Genomic DNA, 24,949 nt, shown 5'->3' on the forward strand with positions numbered 1-24,949 from the left:
CCAGCGCGAGCGCTGGTGGCGCACCATTTGCCTTCCCCTTATCTCAGCCCGTATGCGATTATGACGACAACTAGCCTAAGGTCTCCTTTATCATACACGATCGGAGGCGAAAAGGGAATTGTTTTTTTGTTAATTTTTTTGGATATTTTTTGTCCGTCATGGGGCAAAAGCAAATCGGTGAGACAGCTTTCCAACGTTGGAAACGAAAAGCGGAAGCCGGCTTGCAGCAGCTTTTCCGGAATGACGCGCTGTCCTTCGGCAACGAGCATGCTCATTTCGCCAAGGAGAAGGCGAAGCGCCCAGGCGGGAACCGGAAGCCAGTGCCGGCGGCGAAGCAGGCGGGAGACTATGCGGCCGAACTCGTCCATTTGCACTGGATCGGGCGCGGTGAAATTGATCGGGCCGGACAATTCCTCGTGTTCGATGATATACGAGGCCGCGCGCACGACATCTTCAAGATGAATCCATGACAGCCATTGCCGTCCGCTGCCGACCCGGCCGCCCGCAAACAAACGATATGGCATGATCATCATCGGCAAGGCGCCGCCGTGGCGGGCGAAGACGACGCCAAACCGGGCGTAGACGGTGCGGATGCCGAGCTGTTCGATGGGGCTCGCTGCTGCTTCCCACGCCTGAACGGTCTTAGCGAGAAAATCGCTGCCGTAATCGGTTGTTTGTTCCGTAAATGTCACGGAGTCCGAGATGCCGTAAATGCCGACGGCGCTGGCATTGATGAATAAGATAGGCCGTTCGGACAGCGAGCGAATGTAGTTCACCATTGCCTCCGTTGCCTGGAGGCGGCTGTTAACAATCATCTCTTTTTGCCTTGCCGTCCAACGTTTTCGATTGAGCGGCTCCCCGGCTAAATTAATGGCGACATCGACAACTTCAGGCTTTCGGTGGTTGTCGAAGGAAAGGTAATGAATGCTGCCTTCGGAAGGTTTGGGAGAGCGGGTAAAAATGTAGATCTCATGTCCTTGCTTGGAAAAATGGCGGGCGAGCGCCTGGCCGATCAGCCCAGTGCCGCCGTTGATGGCGATGCGCATCTTGATTCCCCTTCCATTGGTTTATATTATGACTTCGCTTTTGGTGTCAGAAGTTCCTGCTTATGATACGATAAAAGATAAGGGGGACAAACAATGGGAACGATTGCCGACATTGTCGCAACCGAACAAAATGCTGAACGATTTTGGATTGTCGTGCACCGTGACGGCGCACCGTCGTTGAGATTGACAGTTGATCAAGATGTATTGCTTCAATTCCGCTTGAAAAAAGGGATGGAGATCAGCGACGACCTGCTTCAACATATTGTGTATGCCGATGAGGTGAAAAAGACGTATCAACAGGCGCTTTACTTTTTGGCGCACCGGATGCGTTCGGAGCATGAGGTCGCCGCACACTTGCGAAAAAAAGGCGCTCCGGATTCGGTGATTGATGAAGTGCTCAAAAAACTTCGCGCCGAGCGGTATGTCGATGACGAGGCGTTTGCGGCGGCTTATGTGCGCACGCAAAAAAAGACGGCGGCGAAAGGGCCGCTTCTCATCCGTGCCGAACTGGAACGGCTCGGTGTTTTGGGCCGCTTGATCGAGCAGAGTTTGGCGGAGTATACGTTGGATGAACAGGTGGCCATCGCCCGCTCGCTTTACGAAAAAGCGAAAAAACAGCGCCGGGCTGAATCGGCTCGCGCGTTTTTGGAACGGGTGCGGCAGCAGCTGATGCGCAAAGGGTTTCCGCATGAGGTGATTGCCGCCGTTTTGGCGGATGGCAACGCTCATACTGAACAAGAAGAACGGGAGGCGCTCCGTGTTCAGGCGGAGAAAGCGCACCGCCGTTATGCGCACCACCCGCGGCCGCTTTATGAGCAAAAGATGCGCCAAGCCCTGTACCGAAAAGGATTCGCACTTGACTTGATCAATGAATGGCTGCGCATGCACGGTAATGACGAGTGATCTCGAATGAAAGGATTTGAAAAGATTAGGGGATATTATCAGTTTTGTCGTTGAATGTTGATCACAAAATCGTTCCAGTTCCATAAATCAAGAGATGTTCTGAGCCTTTTGCCGAGTTCCATGTGGATGAAAACGATCCATCCGGAATGCTCAAAAAGGAGGCTTGCCTATGATTAAAGGAGAACAAAAACGGTACAGCGAAATGACGAAAGAAGAACTGCAACAAGAAATCGCCATGTTGACGGAAAAGGCACGCAAGGCGGAGCAGATGGGGATGGTGAACGAATACGCCGTCTACGAGCGGAAAATCGCCATGGCGAAGGCGTATATGCTTAATCCAGCTGATTTTCATCCTGGGGAGATTTATGAAATTGAAGGGGCGCCCGGAGAGTATTTTAAAGTGCGCTATTTAAAAGGAGTGTTTGCCTGGGGATGGCGGTTGAAAGGAAACGGAGAGGAGGAGGCGCTGCCGATTTCACTGCTTCGTAAACCGAATTTGCCTCAATCATGACGGGCGGGACAAGTTCACAGTCGGACGGAAAGAGAGCCTAAAAACCTAGGGAGGGTGTCTCCCTAGGTTGTTCCGCTACGACTGCTTGCGCGTCTGCCGCTCTAAAATGATGAGGTCAAGCGTTTGCTGCGTTTCGCCGTTCACTTGCGAGTGGGCGTGTTTTGGATTGGCCCACGGCTGCTGAAACGGGTTCGAATAAAAGTTGTCATAAAATTTCTTGTGCCGATGGTGACCCATGATTGTTCACCTCGCTGCGGAATGTGCCGGGGGAGTGCGGCGAACGATGCCGTGCTCCCCCTTCATGTTAAAAGAAATCGCTTCGTTCGCCGGAGGCGCGCATCCGTTCTTGCGGGTGGGTGTTGGTCGTGCCGTCGGCCCGCTTCGAGGCGTACTCGGCCTTGGCGCGCGGTTCGCCTTCGAGCTTGTTGTTGTTTTGGTTCGGGAAGTTGTGCGCTTTGTTCCGCACGGCACATTCCCTCCTTAACGGCGTGCTCGTGTTGGATGGCCAACACGTATTTTTATTATGGGACACCCTGTAGCGCTTATGTGTGGCAATGATTGGGGCGGAGCCCATCAGCCGTTTGGAGCAAGTTCGAGCTTTTTGCGCAGTTTGCCTTCGCTGAAAATCCAGCCGGTGTATGAGCTGACAATATTGAGATCGCGGTCGAGCTGGACGACAGCGACAAACGGGTAATACCCTTTGCTTCGATAGCGTAAATCAGTAAAGCGCACTTCATAGTAATCATCGTATTCGTTCATTTCCCAACGGTAAACCGGGGAAAAAGATAAGAAAGCGGCGATATTTTCGTCGCGTTTGGCGGCGTTCATCACCGGATGGTCGGGAAGCGCACGCTTTTGGAAGCGGTCAAGGATGATGAGCTCGCCGCGTTTGACGCGGGCGACGTAAAATTCGTCGCAGGTTGAAATGGCTAAATGCCATTCGCGCGGCCGCCATGTCGGTACGGTGATGATCTCGGTCACCCCGGCGATCGAGGCGTGCACGAGCCGTTTGATGTTGGCCTGCTGGCGGAAGCGAAGCCCATAATACGCAGCGATAAGCACGTAGACGACAAGAAACGTATAACCGGGATGGGCGCCGAGAAACAAGCCGCCGACGCCAACCAAATGAAGCCCAAAAATGACCGGATCAAACGTATGAATCACGCCAAGGGCGATCCATTTTTTTGTAAACGGGCGCAACGCCTGGGTTCCGTAAGAGTTAAAAATGTCAACAAATACGTGCAAGGCGACGGCAACAAACGTCCAAAGCCAAACGCGAAGCCAATCCGTTTTCGGATAGATGGCGGCCATCACGCTGACGATGAGCAGCGGCCAAAGAACGACGGCGGGAATCGAATGGGTGATGCCGCGATGGTTGCGAATATATTGGGCGTTGTTGCGCAATTTGAAAATCGTGTCGATATCCGGCGCTTGCGAGCCAGCGAGCGCGCCGATCAACACAGCGTGGGATAAGAGCGGATCGTGGGCGATCGCAGGGTCAAGTGAAGCAAGACTGCCGAGCGCCACCCCCATCAAAACATGTGTGCCTGTATCCAACGTGAAGGCGCCTCCTTCTTGCAGCATCGTTGCATGTTCGGATGGAAACTGTCTGTTGTCTCTCGGCCGGAGCACATCTTTCTTTTTCATGCAACTATTAGTATGCCCCACCTTGTGTTCAGCCAATAACCGTTTGAGGCATTGGCCGAAAGGAGGCGAGAGACAAACAAGGTTATGGCTAGTGTATCATAGGGCGACAATCGTTGGCGAGAGGCGGAACGACCAATTTCACAAAGATTCAAAAAAGGAAACGATTGATAGACAGTGGAGTGAGAAAAAGAAACAGGAAGCAAGCCGTTCGTCAGACGAAAAGGGAAGCGCTTCAACCAAAAACGAAAAGCGCCCCGCATGAGGCGGGACGTTTTGTTGATCATCTCGAACCGAGAAGCTCCCCACTTCAACGTCTATATAGGTGTAAGTGGGAGCATTCCATTTTGATGGAAGATCGGTTCACCATCCGTTCTTTTGGCGGCTCATTGGTCAACTGTCCTTTTCTCTGCCAGCCGATCGATTAGCCGTCATTTCTGAACCGTTTGCCGATCGCTTTGAGAGCGGACAGGAAAAAGCGGATCGCGCGGTTGATGTCCGGGTCATTGAGCGCTTTAAGCAAATCAAACAACCCGATTTTTTTTGTTTCGGCGGAGTTTTGTTCGTACGCCTCCAGCGCGCCGGCGGCGATGTGCCCAAGCAGTTTCGCCGTTTTCTCCGGATCAAGTGAAGCAGCAAGGCCAGCTATGGCGAACGCATGGTTGATCATCGTTGTCACCGGTTTTTGGTTGAGCTGGCCGACGACGATTTTCGCCACGTCTTCCCGCGCTTTTAACAAGGCGTTGGCCGCTTCAAGCAGGCCGCTTTCATGGAGCTGCTCGATGAACTCCAAGAGCTCGCGGACCGCCTCTTCACTGTCGCCGACAGCGGCTTTTAGCTTGGCCAGCGCTTCAGTTCGTTTTTCTTCCTCCGTCATTTGGCGCTTTTGAATGGTGGTAATCGGCTTAGCCACCGATCGTCACCCCCTTGTTTTCCTCGGTGAGCGGCACGTAGTCGCTTCGCCGCCACTTCCGCTCCACCTCGACGCCGTTTTGCGGATGCCGCTTTTTAAAGCGCGGATTTGTGCGCGGCAGCGGCGTCTTGCCGGACCGTTCAATGACTTCCATGCGCACGCGGGCTTGTTTGTAAGCCGGCGTGTTCGTGCGATGGTCGGTTTGCGGGCCGGTCAGCATGTTAATGGCGCTCTCATTGGCTGTGGAGTGCATCGGCAAGAACAGTTCATTGCCTCTGACTCGATCGGTGACGAGCACGCGCACTTTGACGCGGCCGTACGGCGAGATGAGCCGAACGAGCGCCCCATCTTCAATGCCGCGTTCTTTGGCGAGTTCAGGGGATACTTCGACAAACACTTCTGGGAATTTATGCTCGATGCCTTTGGATTTGTACGTCAAGTTTCCTTCATGGAAATGTTCGAGCAATCGGCCGTTGTTCACAAGCAAATCGTACTCTTTTGGATATTGCACCGGTTCGACCCAATCGGCTAACGCAAAGCGGGCTTTGCCGTCCGGGAAGTTGAACCGCTCTTTGTACAACAGCGGCGTATCGGCGCCATCATAGCTGCCCCAGCAAAGGCTGTTCCAGCCCTCGAGCCGGTCGTAATGCGCTTGTGAGTACAGTGGAGCGAGGCTGGCGATTTCATCCATGATTTCTTTCGGACCGGCGTAATGCCAATCGGCGCCAAGCCGCTTCGCGATTTCTTGAATGATCCACCAGTCTGGCTTGGAGTCGCCAAGAGGCTGCAGCGCTTGATAAAACCGTTGGATGCGGCGCTCGGTATTCGTGAATGTTCCTTCTTTCTCCAAGTTCGGCGCCGCTGGCAAGATGACATCCGCAAATTGCGCTGTTTTGGATAAGAAAATGTCTTGGACGACGACAAAATCAAGTTTCGCCAACGTCTCTTGCACGTGGTTGGCGTTGCAGTCGACGAGCGCCATGTCTTCGCCGACGATGTACATCGCTTTCAGTTCGCCGCGCTCGGCCGCTTCGAGCATTTGGATGTTGTCAAGGCCTGGTTTCGCATCGATGCGGACGCCGTACGCTTTTTCAAACTTCGCTCGCGCCTCATCATCGGTGACATGTTGGTAGCCAGGCAGCCAGGCAGGAAGCGAACCCATGTCGCAGGCGCCTTGGACGTTGTTATGGCCGCGCAATGGGAACGCGCCCGCCCCCGGACGGCCGTAGTTGCCGGTTGCCAAAAGCAAGTTGGAAATCGCCGCCGATGTATCGCTGCCGCCCGTGTTTTGCGTGACCCCCATGCCCCAAAGGACGCACGTGCCGTCCGCCTCATGGATCATTTCGGCGATGCGGATGAGGTCGGCTTTGGCGACGCCGGTGACTTGTTCGGCATAATCAAGCGTATATTTTTCCAGCAATTGTTTAAACTCTTCAAAGAAATGGACGCGCTCGCGAATGAATGCCTCATCGTGCCAGCCTTGGTCGATGATGTATTTCGTCACGGCCATCAGCCATACTTGGTCGGTGCCTTGTTTTGGGCGGATGAACAGGTCAGCCCGCTCGGCCATTTCATTGCGGCGCAAGTCCGCGACAATGAGTTTTTGCCCAAACAGTTTATGCGCCCGTTTGACGCGGGTGGCGATGACCGGGTGCCCTTCCGCTGGGTTGGCGCCGATGATGATGACAAGGCCGGCTGAAGCGATGTCATGAATCGTGCCGGAATCGCCGCCCATGCCGACCGTGCGGAACAGGCCGTCCGTCGCCGGCGACTGGCAGTAGCGTGAACAGTTGTCGACGTTGTTCGTTTCAAATACTTGGCGTGCCAGTTTTTGCATTAAATAGTTTTCTTCGTTGGAAATTTTTGACGATGAAATAAACCCGATGGCGTTGCCGCCGTATTGCCGCTTGATCGCGCCCAATTTTTCGGCAACGAGGTCGAGCGCTTCGTCCCATGTCGACTCGACGAAGACGTCGCCTTTGCGGATGAGCGGTTTCGTCAGGCGCTCTTGGCTGTTGACGAAATCCCAGCCGAATTTCCCTTTGACGCATGTCGAAATGGCGTTGACCGGCGCTTCGGATACCGGCTGGATTTTTAAAATTTTCCGCCCTTTCGTCCACACTTCAAACGAACAGCCGACGCCACAGAACGTGCAAACCGTTTTCGTCTTTTTGATCCGTTGTTCGCGCATGGCGGCTTCAATTTCGGAAACGGCGAAAATGGCGGTGTAATTCGGCTCCACTTCTTTGACGAAATCGATCATCGGATTGAGCACGTCTTTGTCCAGCCCCGTCATAAATCCGGCCTCGCCGAGCATCGATTTTTCCATTAACGCGTTGCACGGACAGACAGTGACGCAATGCCCGCAGCTGACGCATGACGACTCGTTGATCGGCACGCCGCCGTCCCAGACGACGCGCGGCCGCTCGGCGCTCCAGTCAATGGACAGCGTCTCATTCACTTGCAAGTTTTGGCACGCTTCCACGCATTGCCCGCAGGCGATGCATTGATTCGGGTCGTAGCGGTAGAACGGATGCGACATGTCCACCTCGGACGGGTCGACTTTCGGCCGGTACGGGTATGTTTGATGTTCAATTTGCATCATTTCCGCCGTGTTGTGCAGCTTGCAGTTGCCGTTGTTGTTGTCGCACACCGTACAGTAGAGGAGATGGTTCTCCAACAGGCGGTCCATCGCTTCTTTTTGCGCTGCCTTTGCCCGCGGCGAGCCGAGCTCGACGGTCATGCCGTCCGCAACCGACGTCGCACAGGCACGAAGCAGCGTTCCATTGACTTCAGCGATGCACGTGTCGCATGTCTGAATGGCGCCAAGCTCCGGCGTATAACAAACTTGCGGATGCGGAAGACCGTGTTCATTGACGACTTCTAAAATGGTCATCCCTGGCTTGGCGTGGTAGGTACGCCCGTTGATGGTTACCGTCACCATTTGCGCTCCCATCATCGCTCCCCCTTTGTTAAAATAAAAAACTCCACCAGCGACGAGACGAATGCTTCATCGCGGGTGGAGTAGTTCTTTAGCATAACGATACTAAACAACCAATCCAAACTTTTTATATTTAGTAGAAAAATAACAAGGCCGCTTCTTGCCTTATTATTTTTCCACTATGTATACATTTGCTATAGTTTATTATAGTACGGCGAAAGGAAGAACACAACGGATGGGCCGGAAGTTTTTCTGCTGACCGCAAGGAGGGATGAGAATGTCCAAAAAAGAAGCCGCTTTCAACGATATTGTGCGCAAAGTGCGCAAACAGCTGTTTGGGAAAGGGCCGGAGCGGATCAAAACGTATTTTGTTGACAATTTGGCGATCACCATTTTGCACGGCAATTTGACGCCGACGGAAAAATTTATCGCCCGCACGCCGGAAGGGCGGGACATAGTGCATGCAGCGAGAACGAAAATGATCCAAGATGTGTACGCCCAGCATGTGCCGGACGGCATGGAAGAGCTTGTCGGTTCGAAGCTTCTTTATTTGTTCAGTGATATTAAAGTGGAAGAGGATATGGCTGTTTCCGTTTTTGTATTTGAAAAACCGATTGAATTGTGACGATTTTGTGAACAGAAACAATTGTTTTTCGTTACTGTTCGTGGTATGCTTATGAATAGTTAGCACGATGAAAATAGTAGAAGCCTTGCCGGCTAAACGGTTTTGCCGCTTGGCAGGCAGGTTTCGGAAACGGATGTGCGTTGGTTTCGCTGCAGAAGTGCTGGGCGCAAACTACCGCCGCTTTTCGCTGACAGGGGCGAGTTTGTCCTCTTGTCCGGAAGGCGGCGGTTTTATTTTGCATGGAAAGGGGGAATGGCAAGGTGAGCGGGTTTGCGGCGAAACGGCGACCGATTGCGAAATACCGGAACGGGCGCTTTGTTGAGGAAGAGGACGAGATCGCGCTCGAGTTTCCGTTGACCATAACGGTCAATGGCGAGGAGTTTGCGACGATCGTTTGCACGCCGGCGCATCTAGATGAATTGGTAATCGGATTTTTGGCCTCGGAAGGAGTCATTCGGACGTACAGCGACATCAAAGGAATGAGCATTGATGGGGAGCGGGGCTTTGCTTATGTTGAGCTCGCCGCGGGCGGACTGCCGGCCAAACAGTTTTATGCCAAGCGGTTCATCGGCTCGTGTTGCGGAAAAAGTCGGCAGTTTTATTTTTACAATGATGTGAAGACGGCGAAAACGATCGTCGGCGGCATCGCCGTGAAGGCGGATGACTGCATTCGCCTCATGAAAGCGCTGCACGAGCAGTCGACGGACTTTGCGGCAACCGGCGGTCTTCACAACGCCGCGCTCGCCACACCGGACGGGATCGTCGCCATCCGCTCTGACATTGGGCGTCACAACGCGCTTGATAAGCTGTATGGCTATTGCCTGCGTCATCAAGTTGCGGTGAAAGACAAGCTTATTGTATTCAGCGGCCGCGTTTCATCGGAAGTGCTGTTAAAGGCGGCGAAAATGGGAGTGAGCGTCCTGCTCTCAAAATCGGCGCCGACGACGCTAGCCTTAGATTTGGCGGATGAACTCGGCATAACCGTCGTTGGCTTTTTGCGCGGGCAGGCGTTTAACGTGTATACGCATGAGAGTCGGATCATCATCGGGTAAAAGGGGAGGAGAGGCTGTGAAAAACCGTTGGCTCATTGCGTTATCGGCTGTCGGCATTCATATTTCGATTGGGTCTGTTTATGCGTGGAGCAATTTCACCAATCCGTTAAAACAATTGTTTGGATGGTCCGATCAGGAAGTGGCGCTCACGTTCAGCATTGCCATCTTATTTTTAGGTTTGTCGGCTGCGTTCCTTGGCCATTTTGTGGAAAAGCACGGGCCGCGGAAATCCGGGCTATTGGCCGCCGTCTTCTTTGGCCTCGGGGTGACGGGGTCTGGTTTGGCCGTGGCGCTTGGTTCGAAATACTTGCTGTATTTGTTTTACGGGGTGTTGGGAGGAATTGGGCTCGGCGTCGGATACATTGCGCCGGTGTCGACGCTTGTGAAATGGTTCCCGGACCGGCGCGGGTTGGCTACAGGGCTGGCGATTATGGGGTTCGGGTTTGCTGCGGCGATTGCGAGCCCGGTGATGAACAGTTTGATTGCCTCCGTCGGCGTCCGAAATACGTTTTTCATTTTAGGGATTGCGTATTTTGTCATTATGACGTTATCTTCTCTTTATTTAGAAAAACCGCCGGAAGGATGGCTGCCGGAAGGATTTCAGGAGAAAGTGAAGGCTGGAAAAGCCAAACCTTCGCTTGATTTGGCGCAATTGACGGCCAACGAGGCGGTCAAAACAAGACGGTTTTGGTATTTATGGTTGATGCTCTTTATCAATGTAACGTGCGGGATCGCCGTTTTAGCGGTGGCGAAACCGTTGGCGGTGGAAAGCATCGGCATCAGCCAAACGGCCGCCGCGGCGCTCGTTGGCGCTATTGGGGTGTTTAACGGGTTAGGGCGCATCGGTTGGGCATCGGCTTCTGATTATATTGGACGGCCGAATACGTATACGGCGTTTTTCGTTTTGCAAATTGTGATTTTCTTCCTGTTGCCGAACGTGTCCATCAAATGGCTGTTTGTGGTGATGCTGACGATTGTGTATACGTGCTACGGCGGCGGATTCGCCTGTATCCCGGCGTATATCGGCGATTTGTTCGGCACGAAGCAGCTTGGCGCCATCCATGGTTATATTTTGACCGCTTGGGCTGCAGCGGGCCTTGTCGGACCGATGTTTGCCGCGTATATTAAAGACACGACCGGTTCTTATGAAGGAAGTTTGGCCTTTTTTGGCGGATTGTTTGTCATCGCTTTCATCATCTCGTTGCTCGTGCGCATTGATATTCGCCGATTGCGTGCTCGACATGAATCGATCGCCTATGTTTCTGCGGCTAAGGAAAGTTGAGAACGATTTCCTTCCGTTTCCCCTCGGCGTGCGGCAAGCCACGCCGGGGGTTTTTTGATATAATAAAATGGATATGGATAATAGGCATCATGGGGGAAACGTTGAATGACAAGAGAAACAGAGCGATTTCCAGCGCGCGAGTTTCAGCGCGATTTGCTTGACTGGTTCGCCCGCGAGCGCCGCGACCTGCCGTGGCGGAAAGACCGCGACCCATATAAAGTATGGGTGTCGGAAGTGATGCTGCAGCAAACGCGCGTCGAGACGGTCATTCCGTATTTTGAACAGTTTATCGATCGGTTTCCGACGCTGGAGGCGCTTGCTGACGCTGATGAGGACGAGGTGCTGAAGGCGTGGGAAGGGCTCGGCTATTACTCGCGCGTGCGCCATTTGCACGCGGCGGTGAAAGAAGTGAAAACGCGCTATGGCGGCAAAGTGCCGGACGATCCAGATGAATTTTCTAGGCTGAAAGGAGTCGGACCGTATACGGTCGGGGCGGTGTTGAGCCTCGCTTATGGCGTCCCGGAGCCGGCTGTTGACGGCAACGTAATGCGTGTCTTGTCGCGTCTGTTTCTCGTGACAGACGATATTGCCAAACCATCGACGAGAAAACGATTTGAACAAATCGTCCGCGAAATTATGGCGTACGAAAACCCGGGAGCGTTTAACGAGGCGCTGATTGAGCTTGGCGCTCTTGTTTGCACACCGCGCCGCCCGTCGTGCCTACTTTGTCCGGTGCAAGCCTACTGCCAAGCGTTCGCCGAAGGGGTGGCGGAAGAGCTGCCGGTGAAAATGAAAAAAACAGCGGTCAAACAAGTGCCGCTTGCAGTAGCGGTGCTGGCCGATGATGAAGGCCGCGTTCTCATTCGCAAGCGCGACAGCACCGGTTTGCTTGCGAACTTATGGGAGTTCCCCAGCTGCGAAACGGACGGCGCAGATGGAAAAGAGAAGCTCGAGCAAATGGTTGGGGAGCAATACGGTTTGCAAGTGGAGCTTACAGAACCGATCGTTTCGTTTGAGCATGCGTTTTCCCATTTAGTCTGGCAGTTGACCGTGTTTCCCGGCCGTTTGGTTCATGGCGGACCGGTCGAGGAGCCTTACCGGCTTGCGCCGGAAGACGAGTTGAAGGCGTACGCCTTTCCGGTGTCCCATCAACGTGTTTGGCGCGAATATAAAGAATGGGCGGGCGGAGTACGCCGCCCCGATTAATCAGGCACCGGCATCGTGCCGTGTGTATACGTTGCTTCACGGCGCCCAAGGCCGCCGCGCGCTTCGATTTCCTCGATGATTTCGCGGTGAATCGTCTGCCCTTCAACGTTTAAATATGGAGCGATTTGTTGGAACGAATGATGAAAATAAGCGAGTTCGTCATCGGTCCATTCCGTTTTCGGAATCATCGACAGCTCCGTCATATCGCGGCCGACGTACATAGGCAGCCCCTCCCTCATCTATGGAATTCGGCTATATTATATGTATAAGGAGTGAAAAACATGAGCGGAAAAGTAGCAGTGGTCACCGGCAGCAGCCGCGGCATTGGCAAAGCGATCGCTTTGCGGCTGGCCAAGGAAGGATATGATATTGTCGTCAATTACGCCCGCAACAAAACAGCCGCCGAAGAAACGGCGCACGAAATTGAAGCGCTCGGGAGAAAAGCGCTCATCGTCAAGGCGAACGTCGGCGACGTTGAGAAAATTCACGCCATGTTTGCCCAAATCGATGAGGTGTTCGGGCGGGTCGACGTGCTCGTGAACAACGCCGCATCCGGCGTCTTGCGCCCGGCGATGGAATTGGAAGAAACGCATTGGAACTGGACGATGAATATCAACAGCAAAGCGCTTTTGTTTTGCGCCCAGGAAGCGGCCAAAAGAATGGAGCGGGTCGGCGGCGGGAAAATTGTGAGCATCAGCTCGCTCGGGTCGATCCGCTATTTGGAAAACTATACGGCGGTCGGCGTCTCGAAGGCCGCGCTTGAAGCGCTGACCCGCTACTTGGCTGTCGAGCTGGCGCCGAAAAACATCGCCGTCAACGCCGTATCCGGCGGGGCGGTCGATACCGATGCGCTGAAGCACTTCCCGAACCGTGAAGAGCTGCTCGCCGACGCGGCTGCGAACACGCCGGCTGGCCGCCCGGTCAAACCCGATGATATCGTCAACGCGGTTTTGTTTTTGCTCTCGGATGCAGCCGAGATGATTCGCGGGCAGACGATCATTGTCGATGGTGGAAGATCTTTACTTTTGTGACGTCAGCGGATAGAACGATCACCCCCGGGGCATAGTAAAGCACGTGGAGGTGAGAACAATGGCCAAACAACCGAACAAAACAGCAGCTGGCACAAACATTCAAGAAGTAAGACAACAAAATGCCCAATCGGCTCAAGCCGCTCAAGCTGGCCAATTTGCGACGGAATTTGCGGCTGAGACGAATGTGCAACACGTAAAACAACAAAATGCGCAAGCGGAAGCCCGCAAAGCGCAAAATGTCAATCAATAACCAACGATCATCCACGGCTGACGCCTGGCGGTTGTGACGACGGCGTATGTTGCTGCAAGAGCGCAGGCGATAGGCCGAAGATGGAAGGCAAAAGCAGGGGCGGCGCGCCTCTGCTTTTTTTTGTCGACAAAAGCTGTCATCTCTTTACAAGATTAGTGAAAGGGATTTGTGGGTGCGGACGCGAAATGATGAAAGGAAATCACACGGCAAAGGGGAAGGGAGAACGGAATGGCGATGGAGCACGCATGGACGAATGTAGGCGAAGAGGCGCTGTTTTTGCAACAGGAGATGGAGCGTTGCGAGGAGATCACCCGCCAGTTGGATGAACTTGAACGTGAAGCGCCGACCGCCGCCTTGCGCGAGGAAGTGCGGCAAATGAAACGTGAGGTGGAAGCCATCCGTCGCGCATTTTTAGGGCAGATGGCATCCGGTGTCTGACGGACAGGATGCGTCCTTGAGCCAACGCGCCAGTTGCCTTTTCCTCAGTAAGGCGGCCTGCTTTTCTTTCCTTTTGCAAAAGGAACAGGGTATAATATAACGAAGAAGCTCCCATCGGAAAGTAGGGAAGAATGATGCCAGCTTACCCTCGGGAAGGGAAAATCATTCAAATCCATAGCTACAAACATAATGGGACGATTCACCGGATTTGGCAGGAAACGGTCGTATTAAAAGGGACGCCATCGTATGTGATCGGCGGCAATAACAAAACACTCGTCATGGAAGCGGACGGCCGGACGTGGGTGACGCGCGAACCGGCGATTTGTTTTTTTCATGCTAAGCATTGGTTTAACATTATCGCCATGATTCGTGAGGACGGGGTGTACTACTATTGCAATTTAAGCTCGCCGTTCGTTTGGGATGAAGAAGCGCTGAAGTACATCGATTATGATTTGGATATTAAAGTGTTTCCCGATATGACGTACATGCTGCTGGATGAAGATGAGTATGAGCGGCATCGCCGCGAAATGCACTATCCCGATGTGATCGACCGCATTTTAAAAAACAACGTTCAAAAACTGATCGGCTGGATTAAGGAGCGGAAAGGGCCGTTTGCGCCCGAGTTTATCGACAAATGGTACGGAGTGTTTCAGGCGTACCAAACGTAAATAGCGGCATGAAAAAAGCCTGTTCGGCATTGCGGTCATTAATGTACCGAACTTTGGGCGGCTCATTCGTTCTCGCGTGCTAAGCATTAAGCAAGAAGAATACATTATGGCAGCGAAAGCGATCGGCATGAGCGACTGGCGCATTTTACTCCATCATATTTTGCCCAACAGCCTCGCGCCGATCATCGTTCAAGGGACACTGGCGATCGCCACAGCCATTATCGAAGCGGCCGCACTTGGCTTTTTAGGCTTGGGGCGCAGCCGCCCAATCCGGAGTGGGGGAAAATGCTATCCGGACGCCAAAGATTTCTTGACTCAGGCGCCGTGGACGATGATTTTCCCTGGATTGGCGATCATGCTGACGGTGCTTGGCTTTAACTTAATGGGCGACGGACTGCGCGACGCGCTTGACCCACGGATGAAAAATTGAAGCAGGCGGTCCGCTACGAGCGGCCGCCTGCTGACTTTTCCAGCTCTTTTTCCAGCGTGTCATCGTAATGGTAATGATGGTAACTGTCAATCAGTTTATCTAAATGTTCAAGGCGATCCCCATAATCCATGATCGCTCCGATTAAAGAAAACAACCGATAATCGCCCGGCGGCTGGCCGTCCGCATAAAAGGCGGAAGTGAGCCGCTCGCGCTGATGATGAATTTCCTCGGCCCGTCTGCTGTGAGGGAGCGGCTTTGCCTTATGGATAAATTTCAGCAACAGTTGTTCATGGTAGTCAAGCAAGCAGCCAAGGTGCAGGCAGACGGCTTGACGAAGCTCGGCGGGCAAGCGGCTGAACTCGTTTTCGAGCCGGTGCAGCCATTTTAAGACAGATAAAGCCCGATCGGCCGCTGCTATCATTTGCCGGTACAACACGAGTTTGCGAGATTTTTGGAAGCGTTGGCGTCGAAAATATGTGCGTTCTTCTTTGTACATAAAATATAGATGCTCGAGTTTGGTCATTTCTTCGTGTCGTGCTTCAATTTCTTCCTTCAAATGGTGATGGTCGGCTGCCTGCTGTTTATGCAGGCGGATCCATTTTAAAATGGCCTCTGTTTCTTCGCTGATTTTTTCATATACCTTTTTTTCGTATTTCGGCGGCAAGAAAATCAAGTTGACGACAAAGGCGGCGAAAATACCGAGCATCATCGTTAAAAAGCGAATGGCCGCAAATTCAATGAACTGGCGGTCTGTATATTCCATAATGGCAATGACGGTGACAAGCGCTACGGAAATCGTCGATGATTCAAGGCGCATTTTCAGGCAAAGGGCGATGACGATCATCAGCGTCAAACCGACGACCAACGGATCGCGCCCAAGAATGAAAACCGCCGCGATCGCGAACAAGGCGCCGATCACATTCGCTTGCACTTGCTCGATCAGCGATAAATAGGAGCGGTAAATGGTCGGCTGCATGGCGAACACAGCGGAAATGCCGGCGAATGACGGCGATGGAAACTGGAAGAGTGTTGCTAAGAACAAGGCGAGCGCCACTGCGATCCCCGTTTTGAAAATGCGGGCACCGAGTTTCATCTATGATCAAAACTCTCCTTTTTGTTTTGGTGAACCATTCAGTACTATACACAGTTTCATCCTATGTGCGCAAGGAAAAAATATAACGCCCCGCCGATGAAGGCGGGGCGTTGGGAAATTTCTGGTGTTCAAAGCTGCCGGAACGCCTTGCCGACCGCGTCGATCGTGTAGGCGATGTCGTCTTCCGTATGGGCGAGGGTGATAAACCATGCTTCGTATTTCGACGGCGCGAGATTGATCCCTTGTTTGAGCATGAGCTTGAAAAATTTCGCAAACAACTCGCCGTCGCTGCGCTGGGCTTGCTTGTAGTTTTCCACTTTTTCGTCAGTGAAGAAGACGGTGAGCGCGCCTTTTAAGCGGTTGACGGTCACCGGCAGGCCGCATTGGCGAGCATGGGCAAGGATGCCTTCTTCCAGCATTGCTCCCAATCGGTCGAGATGCTCATAGACGCCCTCTTGTTTCAACACTTCAAGGCAGGCGATGCCAGCGAGCATCGACGCCGGGTTGCCGGCCATCGTCCCGGCCTGGTACGCTGGTCCGAGCGGAGCGACTTGTTCCATAATGTCTTGGCGTCCACCGTACGCCCCGATCGGCAAGCCCCCGCCGATGATTTTCCCCATCGCCGTCAAGTCGGGCTCCACACCGAGCAAGTTTTGCGCTCCGCCGTACATAAAGCGGAAGGCGGTGATCACTTCGTCGTAAATGACGAGCGCCCCTTCCTTGTGGGCAATCTCATTGATCGCTTCTAAAAAGCCCGGTTTTGGCAGGACGATGCCGAAGTTGCCGACGATCGGCTCGACGAGGACCGCTGCGACTTGCTCGCCCCAAACGTTCATCGCTTCGCGGAACGATTCGACATCGTTGTATGGCACGGTAATGACTTCTTGGGCGATGCTCGGCGGCACGCCGGCTGAGTCCGGCGTCCCCAACGTCGATGGCCCCGAGCCGGCGGCGACGAGCACAAGGTCCGAATGGCCATGGTAGCAGCCTTCGAATTTGACGATTTTGCTTCGTCCGGTGTAGGCGCGGGCGACGCGGATCGTGGTCATCACCGCCTCTGTTCCCGAGTTGACAAACCGCACTTTCTCGAGCGACGGGATCGCCTCTTTTAACATTTTGGCAAACGTGATCTCATGCGGCGTTGGCGTGCCGTACAACACACCGGTCTCGGCGGCGCGGCGGATGGCTTCCGCGATGTGTGGATGGGCGTGCCCGGCGATGATCGGTCCGTAGGCGGCCAAGTAGTCGATGTACTTGTTTCCATCCACATCCCAAAAGTAGGCTCCTTGCGCCCGCTCCATCACGACTGGCGCACCGCCGCCGACCGCTTTGTATGAGCGGGACGGGCTGTTCACTCCACCAACAATGTGCTGGAGCGCTTCTTCATATAATTGTTCTGATTTGGTCCACTGCATGGTTTGATCCTCCTGTTTCCGCTGACTGCCTCTTTATATAGTAAACCGAGAAGACTCAAACTTCAATGCTATAGGTGTAAAGCGGGAGACGGATCGGTTTCTCCCATCATTGACGTGCCGATTCGAAAAAATCCGACAGGAAATCGTTTGTTTCCGTATGGGCGGAACTGACATCCAACTGTTGCCGACGGTCGATCGGCGAGTGGGCATTGACTTGGGACAAAAGCATTTTGCCGTTCTTTCCAAATCGGCGGCGGCGCCTAACGCAATGGCGTCAACAGACTGGAAAACAAAAAAGATGAAAATGGCGGCGATTCATGTATAATGCAACATAGGGAGAAGGGCGCAAGCCGCCTTTTTCATTTGACGCCAAGGAGAGGTCAGGAGGAGAACGATGAACGCGATTGAAGTAGAACATTTGCGCAAAGAATTTAAAGTGCACAAAAGCCGCTCCGGCCTTGTCGGAGCGTTTCGCGATTTATGGACGCGCCGTTATACGCTCGTTCGAGCGGTTGATGACATTTCGTTTGCTGTTAAGCAAGGGGAAATCGTCGGCTATATCGGCGAAAACGGCGCCGGCAAATCGACGACGATCAAAATGTTGACCGGCATTTTAACGCCAACGTCTGGGCGCATTGTCGTCAACGGGATGAATCCGCATAAAGAACGGGAAAAATTCGTGCGCACGATCGGCGTCGTGTTCGGCCAGCGTTCGCAATTATGGTGGGACATCGCTGTTCAAGAGTCGTTCCGGCTGTTGAAAAAAGTGTACCGCGTCTCGGACGAGCAATATCGCCGCCATATGGCCGAGGTGATTGACATGCTTGAGATCGGCCCGCTGCTTGATAAGCCGGTGCGCAAGCTGTCGCTTGGCCAGCGGATGCGCTGTGAGCTTGCCGCCGCGCTCATTCACAACCCGCCGCTATTGTTTTTGGATGAACCGACGATCGGCCTTGATGTGCTTGTCAAACTCAACATCCGCCAGTTTTTAAAGCAATTGAATGAACGGTATGGCACGACGATCCTGCTGACGACGCACGATATGTCAGACATTGAAGCGCTTTGCGAGCGGGTCATTATGCTCGATGAAGGGAAAATCATTTACGACGGGTCGCTTGAGCGCCTGAAAGAAAGATGGGGGCAAGGAAAACGGGTCGCCTTTACGTTCGCTGAAGCGGTGACGGCCGCTTTTTTGCAACAGTTGACTGAAGGATTGGAGGTTGTTTGGAAAAAAGGTGAACAGCCAAACGTTTGGGTCTCGCACGTCCCATCAGGAGGCGTGCCGGAAGTTGTCAGTCGCGTCGCTGCCCGTTGTGCGTTAAACGACATCCATATTCACGAAGTGCCGACGGAGGAGATCATCCGCAATATTTATGAGGAAGGTGCGGTTCATGGGTAAGTATGTCGAAATGGTCCGCATCCGCTTTTTAATGATGCTCGCCTACCGGACAAACTATTACACTGGCATTTTGATTTACGCCATTAACATCGCAGCGTATTACTTCCTTTGGTCGGCTATTTATGGCGGCAAATCATCGATGCAAGGGATGTCGCTTGGGCAAATGACGACGTATGTCGCCATTTCCTGGCTGGCGCGGGCGTTTTATTTTAACAACCTTGACCGTGAAATCGCCATGGAAATCCGCGATGGAAAAGTAGCGATTGAACTGATCCGCCCGTACAGCTATTTAGGGATGAAAGCTGTGCAAGGGCTTGGCGAAGGGTTGTTTCGCCTTTTCTTTTTATCGCTGCCTGGGCTTTTTTTCGTATCGCTTTTTTTGCCGCTTCAGTTTCCGGGACACGCCAAAACGTGGCTCGCTTTTGGCTTGTCGCTTCTATTCAGCTTTATCATTTTTTCGGAGCTGAACTTGCTTGCGGGGGTTGTGACGTTTTTTACGTTCCGAAATGAAGGGTTGCTTAGGGCGAAACGGTTTATTATCGATCTATTTTCCGGTCTTATTTTGCCTTTGTCGTTTTACCCGGATTGGGCGCAGCAGCTCATGGCGTATATGCCATTTCAAGCCATTAGCTATATTCCAAGCATGATCATTACGGAAAGCTTCCAAGGCGCCGCTGTAAGCGATGGATTGTTCACGCAGGCGGCGTGGTGCGTGCTGTTATTGTTTCCGATCGCGCTGCTATGGCGGGTGGCGAAAAAGCGTCTTGTTGTGCAAGGGGGGTAAACGTTGTTTTACGTATCGGTTTTTTTTCAATACATGGCGCAATATATGAAGACAAAGCTGCAATATCGAGCCGATTTGTTCGTGGAGTGGCTGTCTGACTTTATGGCTCAGGCGGTCAACTTGGTATTTTTGCTGGTTGTGTTCGGCCATACGACGCTGCTTCACGGCTGGTCGCGCGATGAGATTTTGTTTATTTACGGTTTTTTTCTTGTTCCATATGCCGTATTTGGCGCCTTTTTTAACCTTTGGGATTTTAATGAACGATATATTGTGCAGGGGGAAATGGATCGCGTGTTGACGCGCCCGCTAAACAGCCTGTTTCAAATTGTTTTGGAGCGGATGGAGCTCGAATCGTTGCTTGGCGCTGTGCCCGGGCTGATCATTATGCTGTATGCCGGCAGCCGCTTGTCTCTTTCATTTCATTGGTATGATGTCTTCGTGTTTATTTTGTTTGTCATTGGCGGTGCATTGATTTATGCCGGCATTTTCATTTCACTGGCGACGATCAGTTTTTTTGCCGACGCCCGCACATCCATCATGCCGATGATGTACAACATCAGCAGCTATGGCCGCTACCCGATCGATATTTATCATCGCGTCATCCGCTATATTTTAACGTGGGTGCTGCCGTTTGCCTTTGTCGGCGTTTATCCAGCTGCTTATTTTCTTGATAAAAAGGAATGGTACAGTTATGCCTTTTTCACCCCAGTGGTCGGCATGGTTTGCTTCACCGTTTCGGTCATGCTTTGGAACGCCGGGGTGAGACGATATCGCGGGACGGGGAGCTAGGCGCCCCGCCCGTTTTTGTTCATTTGCCATCAAAATGACAAACAATGGTCAAGCAATCGACACAACCTTGTCTGTATCGTTAGCATGTTATGGCGTAAAATAAAATGTGAATATATTCACAAAAAGGAAGAAGAGGTGAATAGTGATGAAAAACGGGAGAGGAAATCGGGTGGCGGTCGTCGGCACCGGGTTTGTCGGCGCCAGTTATGCGTTTGCCTTAATGAATCAAGGGATTGCCGATGAGATCGTGCTCATCGATGCAAATGAAAACAAGGCTGAGGGCGATGCGATGGACTTAAACCATGGGAAAGTATTTGCGCCGAAGCCGGCTGACATTTGGCACGGCGATTACGATGATTGCCGCGATGCCGATTTGGTTGTCATTTGCGCCGGCGTCAACCAAAAACCGGGCGAGACGCGGCTTGATCTTGTGGACAAAAACATTGCCATTTTCCGCTCGATCGTTGAGTCGGTCATGGCATCCGGATTTCAAGGACTGTTTCTCGTCGCCACCAATCCGGTCGACATTTTAACGTACGCGACGTGGAAATTCAGCGGCCTGCCGCAAGAGCGAGTAATCGGATCGGGCACGATTTTGGACACGGCGCGGTTCCGCTTTTTGTTGGGCGACTATTTCGCCGTCGCCCCGACGAACGTGCACGCCTATATAATCGGCGAACATGGCGACACTGAACTCCCGGTCTGGAGCCAGGCTGATATCGGCGGTGTGCCGATCCGCAAGCTGGTCGAGTCCAAAGGGGAAGAAGCGCAAAAAGAGCTCGAGCGCATTTTTGTCAATGTGCGCGATGCCGCCTACCAAATTATTGAGAAAAAAGGAGCGACGTACTACGGGATTGCTATGGGGCTTGCCCGCGTGACGCGCGCCATTTTGCATCATGAAAATGCCATTTTGACCGTTTCCGCTTACTTGGACGGCCCATACGGCGAACGCGATGTCTACATCGGTGTGCCTGCTGTGATCAACCGAAATGGCATCCGCGAAGTGATTGAAATTGAACTTGACGAGGAGGAGAAAAAATGGTTCCACCGTAGTGCTGCGACGTTAAAAGGTGTATTGGCGCGCTATTTTGCTCAGTAAAGCGCAACGATTGGCTTCGTCTGACGGGACGCTGGCTTGTCAAATGGGTCGGGCGATCCGGTGGAATACAGGAGTGCTGCCGATTCAAGCAGGGTTCGGAGGGTCATGCGGTATAATCGCCCGGTTGTCCGCGTATATATGAACGACGGACAAAAATGGGGGGAACGTGATGGATTACGCCTTCCTTGGCGTTGTTGCCGCCGTACTGCTCGGCAGCATCACCTCGCTTTGGACAGTGCGCGTGCAAGCGACGCATCGCATGTCACTCGATAGCTTATGGGTTCTCGTCCAATGGTATTTAACGATGTTGCTCGGTTTTGCCATGATTTATATGATTTTGCAAGTAAACGGCCATGCCGTGTTTACCCCATCCCCAAATAGCGCATCGAAAGATCGTTTGTCGCTGCTTGAAGACAGCTTGTATTTAAGCGGTATGACGCTTTTGTCGGTCGGATACGGTGATGTCACTCCGATCGGCGTCGGGCGGTGGATCGCCATTGCCGAAGCGCTGCTCGGCTACATTATGCCCGCTGTCATCGTGACGCGCACCGTGTTTGACTGGGATCATCGCTGATATGAGTTGCAATTTCCCTTCGTCTTCGCTACGCTAAAAGAAAATGAAGAAGACGGGGGAACGACATGACGATTGCCATTGGCCAGCCAGCTCCAGATTTCACCTTGCCGGCAAGCAATGGGAAAATGGTTTCGCTGTCTGATTTTCGCGGCCGGTATGTGGTGCTTTACTTTTATCCAAAAGACATGACCCCGGGGTGCACAGCCGAAGCGTGCGACTTTCGCGATCGCCATGCGCAGTTCGCCGAGTTGAACGCCGTCATTTTAGGAGTGAGCACCGACCCGATGAAGCGGCATGAGGCGTTTATCGAAAAATATGAGTTGCCATTTTTGCTTCTTTCTGATGAGCGGCATGAAGTGGCCGAGCTGTATGGGGTATGGAAGAAAAAGAAAAATTTCGGCAAGGAATATATGGGCATTGATCGCTCGACATTCATTATCGCCCCCGACGGAACGTTGGTTCAAGAATGGCGCGGGGTGAAAGTGAAGGGGCATGTCGATGAGGTGCTTGCGGAAGTCGCCCGACTAGCGTCATCTAGGTAAGCATCCAGACAATGTACATCGTTTTGCGTATGATATATAGTAACCTCCTCAAATGAATGACATAAGAGGCGGAAACAATTTCCGCCTCCTTTTTTTTGTTAAAATGGCGTCTGAGCCCATATATTAATGGCATCTATATTGACAAATGGCATGTATTCTTTGTAGACTAATTATAAATATTATAAAGTGATAATTTTTTTTACCTTTGAACAGAGAGTGAGGTGCATGACGGTGTCTGACAACGAGCAACTGAAGGAAGCGCTTGACATGCTGAAAAAGACTGGCATACGCATCACGCCGCAGCGTCATGCGATATTGGAGTATTTGATCAGCTCGATGTCCCATCCGACGGCTGATGAAATATACAAAGCGCTGGAAGGGAAATTCCCAAACATGAGTGTAGCTACCGTCTACAATAACTTGCGCGTCTTTAAGGAAATCGGGCTTGTCAAAGAGCTGACGTACGGCGATTCGTCAAGCCGGTTTGACTTCGTCACTTCCAATCATTATCACGTCATCTGTGAAGAGTGCGGCAAAATTGTCGATTTCCACTATCCAGCGCTTGATGAAGTCGAGCAGCTTGCCGCTCACGTCACCGGCTTTAAGGTCGACCATCATCGCATGGAAGTGTACGGAGTCTGCCCTGACTGTCAAAAAAGCAGGGCGCCGGCGCATTCGCATTAAAAAAGCTGATAGCACAAGGCGGCTATCAGCTTTTTCTTTTTTTGTTGTACTTTTCGTCAAACTCTTTTCCTTCCAGTTCGCGGTCTAACGTCAACGGTTCACGGCAAAACATGCATAAATCGACGCGTCCGAGCATTTTTGTCACTTTGCCGCACGACGGGCAAACAACTTGGACGGCTCTCGTCGAGAGTGTGCCGATCCAAAAATATACAATGCCACTGGCGACAAGAAACAACATCCCAAACAACATAAACAACGTCATGATGACCGGGGACGTACGAAAAAACAGCCCAAGATACATGACAATGACACCGATAAAAATCAAGCTTAAGGCGAAAGTGCGAATTTTGTTGATTTTGCTCGAATATTTGATGCTCATCACAGTCCCTCCTACATAGACCACTATACCATAAAACGGGGTCCCATCGCGAAGAAGAAATCAACAAAATCGACGTTTTAAAGAAAGGAATTCCTCGTTTTTTGTCGAATAACGAATGACGGCAACAAACGACAGCTTCATGGATGCAAGCATTCTGGTCTTTCTGAAATGAAACAAGCGTTGACAGCATTGTTTGAACATCTGCACAAATGCAATGTGATGATTGATGACGGTGGAAGGGAGGAAAAAACGTTGCAGAAAAAACAGCCGGCTCAAAATGGGAACGTATGGTTGTCTGTCAATCGATATGTTGGGATATCTGAGGGATTTGTCCGCCGGATATCGCGGCCGGCTTTCTGCAACGGACGCGAGGTATGAAAGAATTGCTGCATCCCATCTGTCACGAATGGGCAAACCGCTGCAACACGCACGGAATTTTAATGATTGAAAAAACGGCTTGCCATGCAGCAACAACGGATACGTTTGATGTCGTGCTGCTCGTCATTGTCGACCCGCAAAGCGAGCCTATGCTTCTCAGACAGTATTCACTAAACGAGAAAAAGGCGGTGCTTTATGCAGTCAGTGAACGGCAGTTAAATGAATGGCTTGTTCTCGGGTCACATCGAAAGGCGGTCGACTGGGTGTTCAACGGAAAGGTCGTGTTTGACCGAAACGGCTATGTTCAGCAGTTGCGCCAGCGCCTTGAGCAATTCCCGCCTAAAGAACGGCGATTGAAAATGGGACTCGAGTTTGCCAAACTGATCCGCCGCTATACAGATGGCAAGGCGCTGTTTGCCGCCAAGCATTGGCTCGACTCATACAACCATATGGTGCAAGCCCTCCATCATTTGGCGCGATTGACCGTGATCGAGCACGGACTTTACCCGGAAGTGACCGTATGGAATCAAGTCAAGCGAATGGATGGAAGGATTTATAAACTGTATGAAGAACTCGTCGGAAGTGAAGAACCGCTTCCGAAACGGCTGGAACTTTTGTTGCTGGCCAGTGAATTTTTGATTCATTCTTACGTAGAATCAGGTTCCTCTCATTTATGCGAAGCGCTGAAAGAAAAAAATGGTGCTTGGAGCATTGAGGAAATGACCGGTCATCCGCAGTTTGCGCCTTACTCGGTTGATCTTGTCATCATGCTTGAGTATCTTGTCGAAAGGAAAGTGCTAACCGTCGTGGAAATGCCGACAAAAGGAAATACAATGTTCGAACGGTATTACACATTGCAAAAAAAGAATTTTG

30 protein-coding genes (1 of these 30 running past the window's edge) are annotated in these 24,949 nt (G+C 52.2%); 20 read left to right on the forward strand and 10 right to left on the reverse strand.

Annotated elements, in window-relative coordinates; all coding sequences use genetic code 11:
- Window positions 1–38: 38 nt before the first annotated feature.
- Window positions 39–1,046, reverse strand: a complete 1,008-nt coding sequence (locus A0V43_RS18070; protein ID WP_128578069.1) for a TIGR01777 family oxidoreductase — start codon at window positions 1,044–1,046, stop codon at window positions 39–41.
- Between the two features lie 93 nt (window positions 1,047–1,139).
- Between A0V43_RS18070 and recX the strand changes: the two genes are divergently transcribed.
- Complete coding sequence (recX, locus tag A0V43_RS18075) at window positions 1,140–1,949, forward strand: recombination regulator RecX (RefSeq protein ID WP_063193749.1); 810 nt, start codon at window positions 1,140–1,142, stop codon at window positions 1,947–1,949.
- Window positions 1,950–2,118: 169 nt separating this feature from the next.
- A complete protein-coding gene (locus A0V43_RS18080; RefSeq protein ID WP_011229957.1) occupies window positions 2,119–2,460 on the forward strand; it encodes a YfhH family protein in 342 nt (113 codons plus the stop codon).
- A 75-nt stretch (window positions 2,461–2,535) separates the two neighbouring features.
- On the opposite strand, the gene A0V43_RS19590 is transcribed toward A0V43_RS18080, so the two are convergent.
- From A0V43_RS19590 to fdhF, 5 genes are all read right to left on the reverse strand, one after another.
- Window positions 2,536–2,697 carry a YpzG family protein gene (locus A0V43_RS19590; protein WP_011229958.1) on the reverse strand — a complete coding sequence of 54 codons (162 nt, stop codon included), beginning with the start codon at window positions 2,695–2,697 and terminating at the stop codon, window positions 2,536–2,538.
- A 67-nt stretch (window positions 2,698–2,764) separates the two neighbouring features.
- Complete coding sequence (locus A0V43_RS18085) at window positions 2,765–2,926, reverse strand: small, acid-soluble spore protein K (protein WP_011229959.1); 162 nt, start codon at window positions 2,924–2,926, stop codon at window positions 2,765–2,767.
- Between the two features lie 107 nt (window positions 2,927–3,033).
- A complete protein-coding gene (locus A0V43_RS18090; protein WP_015373967.1) occupies window positions 3,034–4,017 on the reverse strand; it encodes a metal-dependent hydrolase in 984 nt (327 codons plus the stop codon).
- 511 nt (window positions 4,018–4,528) lie between these two features.
- Window positions 4,529–5,017: a helical membrane plugin domain-containing protein gene (locus A0V43_RS18095; RefSeq protein WP_063193750.1), complete on the reverse strand. Its 489-nt coding sequence runs from the start codon at window positions 5,015–5,017 to the stop codon at window positions 4,529–4,531.
- A complete protein-coding gene (gene fdhF, locus A0V43_RS18100; RefSeq protein ID WP_063193751.1) occupies window positions 5,010–7,973 on the reverse strand; it encodes a formate dehydrogenase subunit alpha in 2,964 nt (987 codons plus the stop codon). Before fdhF ends, A0V43_RS18095 begins: the two co-directional genes overlap by 8 nt.
- Window positions 7,974–8,235: 262 nt before the next feature.
- Here fdhF and A0V43_RS18105 point away from each other — a divergent pair, with 262 nt between their 5' ends.
- The 4 genes from A0V43_RS18105 to mutY all read left to right on the forward strand — a co-directional run bounded on the left by A0V43_RS18105 (window position 8,236) and on the right by mutY (window position 12,123).
- Complete coding sequence (locus tag A0V43_RS18105) at window positions 8,236–8,583, forward strand: Na-translocating system protein MpsC family protein (RefSeq protein ID WP_063193752.1); 348 nt, start codon at window positions 8,236–8,238, stop codon at window positions 8,581–8,583.
- Between the two features lie 260 nt (window positions 8,584–8,843).
- The gene (gene fdhD / locus A0V43_RS18110) at window positions 8,844–9,635 is read left to right on the forward strand and encodes a formate dehydrogenase accessory sulfurtransferase FdhD (RefSeq protein WP_063193753.1); all 792 of its coding nucleotides are present in this window, start codon (window positions 8,844–8,846) and stop codon (window positions 9,633–9,635) included.
- Window positions 9,636–9,651: 16 nt separating this feature from the next.
- A complete protein-coding gene (locus tag A0V43_RS18115; RefSeq protein ID WP_063193754.1) occupies window positions 9,652–10,917 on the forward strand; it encodes an L-lactate MFS transporter in 1,266 nt (421 codons plus the stop codon).
- Between the two features lie 105 nt (window positions 10,918–11,022).
- Window positions 11,023–12,123, forward strand: a complete 1,101-nt coding sequence (gene mutY, locus A0V43_RS18120; protein WP_015373971.1) for an A/G-specific adenine glycosylase — start codon at window positions 11,023–11,025, stop codon at window positions 12,121–12,123.
- Here the strand turns inward: mutY and A0V43_RS18125 are convergent.
- A complete protein-coding gene (locus tag A0V43_RS18125; RefSeq protein WP_011229968.1) occupies window positions 12,120–12,344 on the reverse strand; it encodes a hypothetical protein in 225 nt (74 codons plus the stop codon). The genes mutY and A0V43_RS18125 overlap by 4 nt on opposite strands.
- A gap of 60 nt (window positions 12,345–12,404) precedes the next feature.
- Here A0V43_RS18125 and fabL point away from each other — a divergent pair, with 60 nt between their 5' ends.
- The 5 genes from fabL to A0V43_RS18150 all read left to right on the forward strand — a co-directional run bounded on the left by fabL (window position 12,405) and on the right by A0V43_RS18150 (window position 14,940).
- On the forward strand, window positions 12,405–13,154 hold the full coding sequence (gene fabL / locus A0V43_RS18130) for an enoyl-[acyl-carrier-protein] reductase FabL (protein ID WP_063193755.1): 750 nt from the start codon (window positions 12,405–12,407) through the stop codon (window positions 13,152–13,154).
- Window positions 13,155–13,212: 58 nt separating this feature from the next.
- Window positions 13,213–13,404 carry a gamma-type small acid-soluble spore protein gene (locus tag A0V43_RS18135; protein WP_011229970.1) on the forward strand — a complete coding sequence of 64 codons (192 nt, stop codon included), beginning with the start codon at window positions 13,213–13,215 and terminating at the stop codon, window positions 13,402–13,404.
- 228 nt (window positions 13,405–13,632) lie between these two features.
- Complete coding sequence (locus tag A0V43_RS18140; protein ID WP_063193756.1) at window positions 13,633–13,842, forward strand: YgaB family protein; 210 nt, start codon at window positions 13,633–13,635, stop codon at window positions 13,840–13,842.
- 134 nt (window positions 13,843–13,976) lie between these two features.
- Entirely contained in the window at window positions 13,977–14,510 is a 534-nt protein-coding gene (gene ntdP / locus A0V43_RS18145) for a nucleoside tri-diphosphate phosphatase (protein ID WP_013146310.1), read from the forward strand.
- 76 nt (window positions 14,511–14,586) lie between these two features.
- On the forward strand, window positions 14,587–14,940 hold the full coding sequence (locus A0V43_RS18150) for an ABC transporter permease (protein ID WP_236930870.1): 354 nt from the start codon (window positions 14,587–14,589) through the stop codon (window positions 14,938–14,940).
- A gap of 13 nt (window positions 14,941–14,953) precedes the next feature.
- Here the strand turns inward: A0V43_RS18150 and A0V43_RS18155 are convergent, their stop codons facing one another.
- Window positions 14,954–16,033: an FUSC family protein gene (locus A0V43_RS18155; protein ID WP_013146306.1), complete on the reverse strand. Its 1,080-nt coding sequence runs from the start codon at window positions 16,031–16,033 to the stop codon at window positions 14,954–14,956.
- A gap of 128 nt (window positions 16,034–16,161) precedes the next feature.
- Complete coding sequence (locus A0V43_RS18160; protein WP_013146305.1) at window positions 16,162–17,448, reverse strand: glutamate-1-semialdehyde 2,1-aminomutase; 1,287 nt, start codon at window positions 17,446–17,448, stop codon at window positions 16,162–16,164.
- Window positions 17,449–17,605: 157 nt separating this feature from the next.
- On the opposite strand from A0V43_RS18160, the gene A0V43_RS19920 reads away from it, so the two are divergent.
- From A0V43_RS19920 to perR, 8 genes are all read left to right on the forward strand, one after another.
- Complete coding sequence (locus tag A0V43_RS19920; protein ID WP_164834633.1) at window positions 17,606–17,773, forward strand: hypothetical protein; 168 nt, start codon at window positions 17,606–17,608, stop codon at window positions 17,771–17,773.
- A 69-nt stretch (window positions 17,774–17,842) separates the two neighbouring features.
- The gene (locus A0V43_RS18165) at window positions 17,843–18,847 is read left to right on the forward strand and encodes an ABC transporter ATP-binding protein (protein WP_063193757.1); all 1,005 of its coding nucleotides are present in this window, start codon (window positions 17,843–17,845) and stop codon (window positions 18,845–18,847) included.
- Window positions 18,840–19,631 carry an ABC transporter permease gene (locus A0V43_RS18170; protein ID WP_015373977.1) on the forward strand — a complete coding sequence of 264 codons (792 nt, stop codon included), beginning with the start codon at window positions 18,840–18,842 and terminating at the stop codon, window positions 19,629–19,631. Before A0V43_RS18165 ends, A0V43_RS18170 begins: the two co-directional genes overlap by 8 nt.
- Before the next feature lie 3 nt (window positions 19,632–19,634).
- The gene (locus tag A0V43_RS18175) at window positions 19,635–20,420 is read left to right on the forward strand and encodes an ABC transporter permease (RefSeq protein ID WP_011229978.1); all 786 of its coding nucleotides are present in this window, start codon (window positions 19,635–19,637) and stop codon (window positions 20,418–20,420) included.
- A 145-nt stretch (window positions 20,421–20,565) separates the two neighbouring features.
- Window positions 20,566–21,519, forward strand: a complete 954-nt coding sequence (locus A0V43_RS18180) for an L-lactate dehydrogenase (protein WP_063193758.1) — start codon at window positions 20,566–20,568, stop codon at window positions 21,517–21,519.
- A 169-nt stretch (window positions 21,520–21,688) separates the two neighbouring features.
- Window positions 21,689–22,093 carry a potassium channel family protein gene (locus A0V43_RS18185; RefSeq protein WP_013146300.1) on the forward strand — a complete coding sequence of 135 codons (405 nt, stop codon included), beginning with the start codon at window positions 21,689–21,691 and terminating at the stop codon, window positions 22,091–22,093.
- Window positions 22,094–22,158: 65 nt separating this feature from the next.
- Entirely contained in the window at window positions 22,159–22,635 is a 477-nt protein-coding gene (gene bcp / locus A0V43_RS18190; RefSeq protein ID WP_063193759.1) for a thioredoxin-dependent thiol peroxidase, read from the forward strand.
- A 225-nt stretch (window positions 22,636–22,860) separates the two neighbouring features.
- Window positions 22,861–23,319, forward strand: coding sequence for a peroxide-responsive transcriptional repressor PerR (perR, locus tag A0V43_RS18195; protein WP_041470400.1), 459 nt, complete (start codon window positions 22,861–22,863; stop codon window positions 23,317–23,319).
- Between the two features lie 25 nt (window positions 23,320–23,344).
- Here the strand turns inward: perR and A0V43_RS18200 are convergent, their stop codons facing one another.
- Complete coding sequence (locus tag A0V43_RS18200) at window positions 23,345–23,698, reverse strand: YgzB family protein (protein WP_011229983.1); 354 nt, start codon at window positions 23,696–23,698, stop codon at window positions 23,345–23,347.
- 374 nt (window positions 23,699–24,072) lie between these two features.
- Between A0V43_RS18200 and A0V43_RS18210 the strand changes: the two genes are divergently transcribed.
- A protein-coding gene (locus tag A0V43_RS18210) for a nucleotidyltransferase-like protein (protein ID WP_063193761.1) crosses the window boundary here: on the forward strand, window positions 24,073–24,949 show its 5' portion. The gene runs 44 nt beyond the window's last position; 877 of the gene's 921 nt are visible here — the first part of the coding sequence; it begins with the start codon at window positions 24,073–24,075; the stop codon falls past the right edge of the window.

It is taken from the genome of Geobacillus sp. JS12 (assembly GCF_001592395.1).
GTDB lineage: Bacteria > Bacillota > Bacilli > Bacillales > Anoxybacillaceae > Geobacillus > Geobacillus zalihae.